The 8,404-nt window shown below is 60.1% G+C and carries 9 protein-coding genes and 1 pseudogene; 8 read left to right on the top strand and 2 right to left on the bottom strand.

What is annotated here, in order from left to right:
• The first annotated feature begins 360 nt into the window (after positions 1 to 360).
• The 5 genes from pdxY (at position 361) to F4V54_RS09385 (ending at position 4,951) form a co-directional block, all read left to right on the top strand.
• Positions 361 to 1,242: a pyridoxal kinase PdxY gene (gene pdxY / locus F4V54_RS09405; RefSeq protein WP_150386965.1), complete on the top strand. Its 882-nt coding sequence runs from the start codon at positions 361 to 363 to the stop codon at positions 1,240 to 1,242.
• A gap of 67 nt (positions 1,243 to 1,309) precedes the next feature.
• Positions 1,310 to 2,347: a GTPase Era gene (gene era, locus F4V54_RS09400; protein ID WP_150386964.1), complete on the top strand. Its 1,038-nt coding sequence runs from the start codon at positions 1,310 to 1,312 to the stop codon at positions 2,345 to 2,347.
• Positions 2,348 to 2,350: 3 nt separating this feature from the next.
• On the top strand, positions 2,351 to 3,097 hold the full coding sequence (gene recO / locus F4V54_RS09395) for a DNA repair protein RecO (RefSeq protein ID WP_150386963.1): 747 nt from the start codon (positions 2,351 to 2,353) through the stop codon (positions 3,095 to 3,097).
• A 19-nt stretch (positions 3,098 to 3,116) separates the two neighbouring features.
• The gene (locus F4V54_RS09390; RefSeq protein WP_102724362.1) at positions 3,117 to 3,851 is read left to right on the top strand and encodes an isoprenyl transferase; all 735 of its coding nucleotides are present in this window, start codon (positions 3,117 to 3,119) and stop codon (positions 3,849 to 3,851) included.
• Positions 3,848 to 4,951, top strand: coding sequence for a VIT1/CCC1 transporter family protein (locus F4V54_RS09385; RefSeq protein ID WP_034665682.1), 1,104 nt, complete (start codon positions 3,848 to 3,850; stop codon positions 4,949 to 4,951). The genes F4V54_RS09390 and F4V54_RS09385 overlap by 4 nt, the downstream gene beginning before the upstream one ends.
• Before the next feature lie 46 nt (positions 4,952 to 4,997).
• Here the strand turns inward: F4V54_RS09385 and F4V54_RS09380 are convergent, their stop codons facing one another.
• On the bottom strand, positions 4,998 to 5,435 hold the full coding sequence (locus F4V54_RS09380) for a Fur family transcriptional regulator (protein WP_034665684.1): 438 nt from the start codon (positions 5,433 to 5,435) through the stop codon (positions 4,998 to 5,000).
• Positions 5,436 to 5,668: 233 nt separating this feature from the next.
• Here F4V54_RS09380 and F4V54_RS09375 point away from each other — a divergent pair, with 233 nt between their 5' ends.
• The 3 genes from F4V54_RS09375 to F4V54_RS09365 are packed head-to-tail and all read left to right on the top strand — an operon-like array spanning position 5,669 to position 8,052.
• Positions 5,669 to 7,051: a glycine--tRNA ligase gene (locus tag F4V54_RS09375; protein ID WP_034665687.1), complete on the top strand. Its 1,383-nt coding sequence runs from the start codon at positions 5,669 to 5,671 to the stop codon at positions 7,049 to 7,051.
• 15 nt (positions 7,052 to 7,066) lie between these two features.
• A complete protein-coding gene (locus F4V54_RS09370; protein WP_150386962.1) occupies positions 7,067 to 7,582 on the top strand; it encodes a hypothetical protein in 516 nt (171 codons plus the stop codon).
• Between the two features lie 5 nt (positions 7,583 to 7,587).
• Positions 7,588 to 8,052, top strand: a complete 465-nt coding sequence (locus tag F4V54_RS09365) for a hypothetical protein (protein WP_150386961.1) — start codon at positions 7,588 to 7,590, stop codon at positions 8,050 to 8,052.
• Positions 8,053 to 8,058: 6 nt separating this feature from the next.
• On the opposite strand, the pseudogene F4V54_RS11520 reads toward F4V54_RS09365, so the two are convergent.
• Positions 8,059 to 8,404 (bottom strand): annotated as a pseudogene (locus F4V54_RS11520) (TPM domain-containing protein); the annotation flags it as partial.

The raw sequence follows: 8,404 nt of genomic DNA, 5'->3' as shown, positions 1-8,404 counted from the left end.
CTGCTCTACGGAAGATAAGCGAGACACCTCACACCTCATGCTGAAAGCCAGCAACAGCTGGTCTTTCGGCATGCCCAAAAACAGGCTGTGTGGTTCGGTTTGACAATGGCGATCGCCGCGGGGCGAACCCCCAGGTCGCTGATCGTGATTCAGGGCGATAGTCAAACCGCGTCGTCAAACCAGATAATCCAACCCGGATCGTCAATGCACAAGGCCCCGGCAACAACAACCCCCTCACCGGGCAATTCAGCACGATGGGACAGACCAGCTCCCCCGCATCACGGCGTTCAGACACATTTTCTTTCGGTTTTCCCGCGTAACTGGGGGTGACTTCACACGGCAGCTGGTGTGAGGAGCACAATGGTGCGCATGAAAAACATCCTCTCTATCCAGTCCGCGGTGGCGTACGGTCACGTGGGCAATTCTGCTGCCGTGTTCCCGCTCCAGCGCATCGGCCATGAAGTCTGGCCGGTGTACACCGTGAACTTTTCCAACCACACCGGTTACGGTGCGTGGGAGGGGCCATTGATTCCGGCGGAACAGGTGCGCAAGATCATTCAGGGGATTGAGGACCGTGGAGCGTTGGCCCGAGTAGACGCGGTGTTGTCCGGATACCAGGGCGGGGACGATATTGCGGATGTCATCGTGGACACCGTCGCCCGCGTTAAAGAGCTCAACCCGAATGCGGTGTATGCCTGCGATCCGGTGATGGGCAACGCCAAGTCCGGCTGCTTCGTGTCAGATAATATTCCGCCGTTGTTGCGGGACAAGGTGGTGCCTGTCGCGGACATCATCACCCCCAACCAGTTTGAGCTGGGTTATCTCACCGGCAAGGAAGCAACGGATCTGGATTCCACGCTAGAGGCCGTGGAAGCCGCACGCGCGATGGGCCCAGACACGGTGTTGGTCACCTCCGTCACCCGTCCGGACCAGCCGGAAGACACAGTGGAAATGCTCGTGGTGGATTCCCATGGGCGCTGGTTGGTGCAAACACCACGCTTGGCGTTCAAGCGCAACGGTTCCGGTGACGTGACATGTGCGCTGTTTACTGGCCACTATATTGAGGCTATCGGTGGGGCCGAGGCTGCAACCGCCGCCAAGAATGCTCTGGCCAAGACAGCATCGAGTGTCTTTGATCTCATTGAGAACACCCACAACGCCGACGCACCGGAGCTGCTCCTGGTGGAATCCCAGGAGGCTTACGCCCATCCGCGGATGCAGTTTGAGGTCACCGAAATCTAAACCGCGCCCCCACGCCAGACGCGCCCGACACCAATATCAGGCGCATGGGGCCGTAGCATGGAACACCATGAGCAATACCTCTGGTGTGCCAGACTTCCCAGATTCTCCCGACTTCCCGGATTTCCCTGATTCTCCGGAGGGCGTGCCTGAAGACACCTTCGCAGGACCGCCGGCAACAGGGTCTGGCTTCGGCGAGGTTCCGGAAGGTTTCCGTTCCGGCTTTGTCAGTTTTGTGGGTCGTCCGAATACGGGTAAGTCCACGCTGACGAATGCGCTGGTGGGGGAGAAGATCGCCATTATGGCGGACCAGCCGGAGACGACGCGCCACCCGATCCGCGGGATTGTGAATAGGGAGGATGCGCAGATTGTGCTCGTCGATACGCCTGGTCTGCATCGCCCGCGCACGCTGCTGGGTGAGCGTCTCAACGAGGTGGTTAAGGACACCTTCGCTGATGTGGACGTGATCGGCTTGACCGTGCCCGCGAATGAGAAGATCGGTCCGGGCGACCGTTGGATTTTGGATGCGGTGCGCACAACGAAGCCGAATGCGCCGATCGTGGGTATTGTGACCAAGCTGGACCGGACCAGCAAAGACCAGGTGGGTGAGCAGTTGATGCGCCTGCACGAGCTGTTGGTGGAGGCCACCGGGCGGGAAGACGTGGATGTCGTACCAGTATCTGCCACAGAAGGCGTGCAGCTGGACGTGCTTGTGGATGTGCTGAAGAAGCACCTGCCGGAGGGGCCGCGCTTCTACCCGGAGGATCACGTCACGGACGAGGACACAGAGACGCGTATCAGCGAGCTCATCCGCGAGGAAGCGCTCAAGGGCCTGCGCGAGGAGTTGCCGCACTCCGTTGCTGTGCAGGTGGATGAGATCATCAACGAAGGTGATCGGACCAAGATCTACGCCGTGATCTATCTTGAGCGACCGGGCCAGAAAACCATCATTGAAGGCCGCGATGGCCGCCGTCTGAACGGAATCATTCAGCGCGCGCGGAAGCAGATCATTGAGCTCCTCGGCCGCAATGTCTACTTGGATCTGCGCATCAAGGTGTTGAAGAATTGGCAGTCTGATCCCAAGCATTTGGGCAGGTTGGGTTTTTAAGGCATGGCAACTCGGCCCAGTTTCCGCGATCGCGCCTTTGTCGTGCGCACGTACGACTTTGGTGAGGCTGATCGTGTGGTCGTGCTGCTCACCCGCAATCACGGATTGGTGCGTTCCGTGGCCAAGGGTGTGCGCAAGGCGAAAAGTCGCTTTGGTTCGCGGGTGCAGATGTTCGTGGAACTCGACGTGCAGCTCTACCCCGCCCGTAATCAGGGCCGAGGGCTTGCCACGATCACGCAGGCAGATACCGTCGCGTATTACGGTAGCGGGCTCATCGATGACTTTGATCGCTACACTGCTGGGTGCGCGATCTTGGAGTCCGCGGAAAGGCTGAGCTATGCGGAATCAGATGGCACGCTTTTCGACGATATCTCCCACTCCCTCCGCCTCCTCCAAGACACCACGAATCCCACCTTGGTGTTGGATGCTTTCATCTTGCAGGCCACTGCTCATGCGGGTTGGGGTTTGAGCCTTTTTAACTGTGCCCAATGTGGCCGGCCAGGCCCGCATCATGCTTTCCACCCGCAGATTGGCGGTGCAGCATGCCTGCACTGCCGCCCATCGGGTTCGCGGGAAGTGGAAGAATCTACGTTGCACATCATGTGGCTTCTAAGCGGTGGGCACTATGCCGCTGCGCAGGAACGCTTGACGGAAACAACCGCAGTGCAGGTGCACCGTTTGGCCACGCAGCACCTGCAATATCACCTTGAGTCTGCGGTGAGCTCCCTCAAAATCATGGAGCAGGCGTAGCAGCAGGCATAATGAAGCGGTGACTACTACCCCGCAGGATATCCCCAAAGATCTCATCCCACGCCACATCGCGTTAGTGATGGATGGCAATGGTCGCTGGGCTCAGGAACGTGGCATGCCGCGGACTGAAGGCCACCGTGTGGGCAAGTCAGTGCTCATGGACATGGTGGATGCGTGCATTGAGCTTGGTGGGGTGGAGTGGCTTTCCGCCTACACCTTTTCCACGGAGAATTGGCGGCGCAGCCCAGAGGAGGTGCGTTTCCTCATGGGCTTTTCCCGCGAAGTGATGCGTGAGGAGCGCGACCAGCTGCATGCCAAGAACGTGCGCATCGTGTGGGTGGGACGCCGCCCACGTCTGTGGCGTTCGGTAATCAAAGAACTTGAGATCGCCGAGGAGATGACAAAGAACAACACGGGACTCACCTTGGCTATGTGCATTAACTATGGTGGCCGTGCGGAATTGGTGGATGCCGCCCGCGCGATCGCGGAGGCGGCATCCAAAGGTGAGCTGAAACCAGGAGAGTTGACAGAAGAAAGCCTGAGTAAGTGGTTGTACCGTCCCGACATGCCGGATGTGGATTTGTTCCTGCGTCCTTCGGGGGAGCAGCGGACGTCCAACTTCTTGCTCTGGCAGTCAGCCTATGCAGAGATGGTGTACAGGGATATACTCTTCCCCGATTTCACAGCGGAAGACCTTTACAGCGCGGTGTATGAGTATGCGCAGCGGGACCGCAGATTCGGAGGCACAAAATGACGGACGCGGAGCGACAGACCCCGTCACGGGAGCAGATCCGCAGATGGCGCCAGTACCTTGCCAATGAACGCGCCGAAGCAGCCACCTACCGCATGCTGGCTAAAAAGCGTGAGGGTGATGAGCGCGAGATTTTAGAGAAGATCGCGGAGGCTGAATCCCGCCATGAGAAGTATTGGCATGACAAACTTGGCCCCGAAGTTGGCATGCCGTTGAAACCCGACCTGCACACTCGGTTCATGTCCTTCATGGCGCGGAACTTTTCGCCGGTGTTTGCTCTGGCACTCATGCAAACCGCGGAGCAACGGTCGCCCTATGTGAAGGACGATGATGCTTCGGATGAGATCACCGCTGATGAGGCTATGCACGCGGAAGTCGTTCGCGCGCTGGCAACGCAGGGACGAGAGAAACTCTCCGGTTCTTTCCGCGCCGCAGTCTTCGGGGCGAACGACGGTCTGGTGTCCAACGTCGCGTTGGTTCTTGGTGTGATGGGTTCCGGTGTGTCCTCCAATTACATCCTGCTCACGGGTATCTCTGGGTTGCTCGCCGGCGCGTTGTCCATGGCAGCAGGAGAGTACATCTCGGTGAAAAGCCAAGCCGAGCTTCTCGACGCTTCCACGCCCGATCCCGAAGCCCGCGACCTCCTGCCCAAGCTTGATGTGAAAGAAAACGAGCTGGCCCTGGTGTACCGCGCGCGTGGTATGAGCGCTGAGGAAGCCGAGGCGCACGCGAATAACGTGTTCTGGGCGATGATGACGGGCCACCAGCACCACCACCACTACGATGGGCTGGACGTCAGTGATGAAGACGCCGCTGGTGATGATGGTTCCGGTGCATGGGCCGCAGCAAGCGCGTCTTTCGTGTGCTTTGCTGCCGGCGCATTCATTCCCATCATCCCGTTCATCTTTGGGCTGGACCCACGCCCGGGAGCTATCGCCGCGCTGGTGCTGGTGTCTTTCGCACTGCTGATCACCGGGGGTATAACCGGCCTGCTGTCTGGCAAGAAGCCAGCATTCCGCGCCTTCCGTCAGCTGGGCATCGGGCTTGGAGCCGCGCTAGTCACGTATGTGCTCGGCGTGCTCTTTGGCACGATCATCGGCTAGTGAGTCCAAGGACCCACTAGGAGGCCTAGGAGGCCTTTCAGACCTCCTAGGAGTTTGTTTGACACGTCGCGCAGGTGCCAAAGATCTCCGCGTCGTGGCCGGACAAAGTGTAGCCATGGCTGGCTGCCATCTCTTTGGCCCATTGCTCTACTGGGCCGCCTTCAATCTCCTCACTACGGCCGCAGGATGTGCAGACGAGGTGATGGTGGTGCAGGTCACTCAAGCAGTGGCGGTACAGTGTTTCGCCAGTCTCGGAATTCAGTGCATCCACCGCGCCGATCTCCGTCAAACTTTGCAGCGTGCGGTACACAGTGGTTAGACCCACTTTCTGGCCGCGCTGTGTCAGCTCCTGGTGGATAGACTGGGCAGAGGCAAAACGATCAATCTCCTGCAGGACCTCAACGACAGCGGCGCGTTGCCGAGTATTACGCGCACCAATCTTCGGGGCAGGTGCCTGCCTGTGGGAGTGGGCGTTCCGGGACATGCAATCGACCTACTGGGTTCTGTTGGGGCAGAGGAGACGTCGATAAGCTCCTAAGCGAATGTGACGGTGAGTTTAGTCTAGCCACCTGCGAACTTGAAAAGGCCTCTCCACGACATGTGCGTGTATACGTTGGTGGAGGTTGGCGAAGAAACGCCACAGGCTAGACTTGGGGGCGTTAATTTGCGCAAAACCCGCGAATGAAACTGAAATCTACGAGGAGAGTTGAACTGCCCATGGCTACGAGTGCTATTGATACCGTCGTTAACCTCTGCAAACGCCGTGGACTCGTGTACCCGGCCGGAGAAATTTACGGCGGTACGCGCTCCGCGTGGGACTATGGCCCGCTCGGCGTGGAACTGAAGGAAAACATCAAGCGCCAGTGGTGGAAGGCCATGGTGCAATCGCGTGCTGACGTCGTGGGTGTGGATACCTCCATCATCCTCCCACCGCAGGTGTGGGTTGCTTCTGGTCACGTTGAAGTGTTCACCGACCCGCTGGTGGAATCCCTGTACACCCACAAGCGTTACCGCGCAGACCACCTGCTGGAAGCCTACGAGGAGAAGCACGGTCACCCGCCGGCAAACGGCCTGGCAGACATCAACGACCCGGAGACGGGCCAGCCGGGCAACTGGACCGAGCCACGCGCATTCTCCGGGCTGATGAAGACGTACCTGGGCCCCGTCGATGACAAGGAAGGCCTGCACTACATGCGCCCGGAGACGGCGCAGGGCATCTTTGTTAACTTCAAGAATGTGATGACCTCGGCGCGCATGAAGCCACCGTTCGGCATTGCCAACGTGGGCAAGTCCTTCCGCAACGAGATCACGCCGGGCAACTTCATCTTCCGCACCCGTGAGTTTGAGCAAATGGAGATGGAATTCTTTGTCAAGCCTGGTGAGGATGAGCAGTGGCACCAGTACTGGATCGACGCCCGCCACCAGTGGTACCTCGACCTGGGCATTAACCCGGATAACCTACGCCTCTACGAGCACCCACAGGAAAAGCTGTCCCACTACTCCAAGCGCACCGTGGACCTGGAGTACGCATTCCACTTCCAGGGCTCCAAGTGGGGCGAGCTTGAAGGCGTGGCTAACCGCACCGACTATGACCTGAAGACGCACTCCGAGAAATCGGGCGAGGACCTGAGCTTCTTCGATCAGGAGACCGGCGAGCGTTGGATCCCGTACTGCATCGAGCCGGCTGCTGGTCTGGGCCGCGCGATGATGGCCTTCCTCATTGACGCGTACCACGAGGATGAGGCACCGAACGCCAAGGGCGGCGTGGACACCCGCGTTGTGCTCAAGCTGGACCGCCGCCTGGCGCCGGTGAAGGTGGCTGTTCTGCCACTGTCTAAGAAGCCAGAGCTCGCTGGCCCCGCGCAGGAGCTGGCACAAACCCTGCGCCAGCACTGGAACATCGACTATGACACCTCTGGTGCGATCGGTCGCCGCTACCGCCGCCAGGACGAGATTGGTACGCCGTTCTGCGTGACCTACGACTTCGATTCGCTTGAGGATGGCGCCGTCACCGTGCGCGAGCGCGACACGATGGAGCAGGAGCGCGTGCCGCTCGCCGAGCTGGAGTCCTACCTGGCCGCTCGCCTCATCGGCTGCTAAGAGAGGTTTCACACGATGCACTATGTGAGCTGGGATCGCACCAACCGGGATGAGCCGAAGCTGCTTGCGGAGGCGGGACCGGAGGTGCTCGCCACCTTTACCCACGAGACAGCACAGGTGGAGGGGGATACGTGGGATCTCATCACCACTCCCGAATCCGGTGCGGTGGCCAAGGACGGCTCCGGCCGTGAGATTGTGCGCGCCGATGGTTCCCTGAAGCGGGACAAACAGATCACCGTGCAGGTGAACGGTGAGCAGTACCTGATCGTGGGCGAAACATCGAAGAACTTCATCATCGACGATGCCGCCGGGCAGAAAGTTGCCCAGTTCACCAGCGACCACAATGGTGTGCGCAAAGCGATCCTCGAGTTCGAGGGTGAAACAACACTGCCATACACCCACATCGTGGCTTTGGCGTGGGTGTCCCGCTTGATGCTGGAAGCACGCAAGATGCTCAACAGCACCGCGCTGATAGGTTTCTTGGTGTTCTTGAGCGTCTTCATCATTCTCGTCTGGATGATCGGCCCCTAAACCTCATGGTCGCGCTAACCAGCCCAGCAACATGGCGCGGGGATGAGCTTATCGACGTCTCCGGTGCCCCCTTAGCCACCTACTCGGCCCCGGACAGCTCTTTGGACGTCACCGGTGCTACACCGATCACCGTCGCCCATACCGCTGGAGCCATGCGCTGGGAGGTTTCTGGCACCACCACAGCGGGGGAGACCTGGACTGTTCGCACCCACGGTTTTGGCGTGCGCGTTCTCACCGCCCGCTGTGGTTCACGTACTTACCGGCTGGAACGTGCCGGGTACATGACAAAGAAGCGCACGGTCACGGATCTGGCTACGGGCGCCATCATCGCTGAAACGTCCCCGCGGGGTCTGCAGAACCTTGCGGTCACGCCAACGGCAGCAGCATCTGCCGCGCCGTTGGCGGACATCGTGTTTATGTCGTGGGCGCTCACGCTCATTGATACGCCCGCGCGACAAACGCTGCGCTAGCCGGTTCTAGAAACTGCCACCACGGCCGTAGCCGCCGCTTCCGCCACCGAAGCCGCCCCCAAAACCGCCTCCGCCACCAAAGCCACCTCCGCTGCTGCTTCCGCCACCCCCACTGAAGCCACCGCTGAGGATGGATCCCCACAGGACTGCATTGGCCATGGATTCGAAGGTCTGCGCGTTGCGCTGGCGGTTGTACTGGTCCACGTCATCCTCCGCAGCGCGACGGGCACGGCGGGCGGTGTCCGAGGCGGTACGGGCGAACTCGATGGCGCCCTTCGTGTCGGAAATGCGGCGGTTGCGTGCTTCCGCGTCCTGGCGCTGTGCTTCCGCGAGGAGGGTGCGGGCATGGGAG

Source organism: Corynebacterium tuscaniense (genome assembly GCF_008693065.1).
Taxonomy (GTDB): domain Bacteria; phylum Actinomycetota; class Actinomycetes; order Mycobacteriales; family Mycobacteriaceae; genus Corynebacterium; species Corynebacterium tuscaniense.
This window is presented reverse-complemented; position numbering and strand designations above follow the sequence as displayed.

Coding starts and splice junctions, on each gene's coding strand:
- era (WP_150386964.1), top strand. CDS start 1,310: ATGAGCAATACCTCTGGTGTGCCAGACTTCCCAGATTCTCCCGACTTC.
- F4V54_RS09375 (WP_034665687.1), top strand. CDS start 5,669: ATGGCTACGAGTGCTATTGATACCGTCGTTAACCTCTGCAAACGCCGT.
- F4V54_RS09365 (WP_150386961.1), top strand. CDS start 7,588: ATGGTCGCGCTAACCAGCCCAGCAACATGGCGCGGGGATGAGCTTATC.
- recO (WP_150386963.1), top strand. CDS start 2,351: ATGGCAACTCGGCCCAGTTTCCGCGATCGCGCCTTTGTCGTGCGCACG.
- F4V54_RS09370 (WP_150386962.1), top strand. CDS start 7,067: ATGCACTATGTGAGCTGGGATCGCACCAACCGGGATGAGCCGAAGCTG.
- F4V54_RS09380 (WP_034665684.1), bottom strand. CDS start 5,435: ATGTCCCGGAACGCCCACTCCCACAGGCAGGCACCTGCCCCGAAGATT.
- F4V54_RS09385 (WP_034665682.1), top strand. CDS start 3,848: ATGACGGACGCGGAGCGACAGACCCCGTCACGGGAGCAGATCCGCAGA.
- pdxY (WP_150386965.1), top strand. CDS start 361: ATGGTGCGCATGAAAAACATCCTCTCTATCCAGTCCGCGGTGGCGTAC.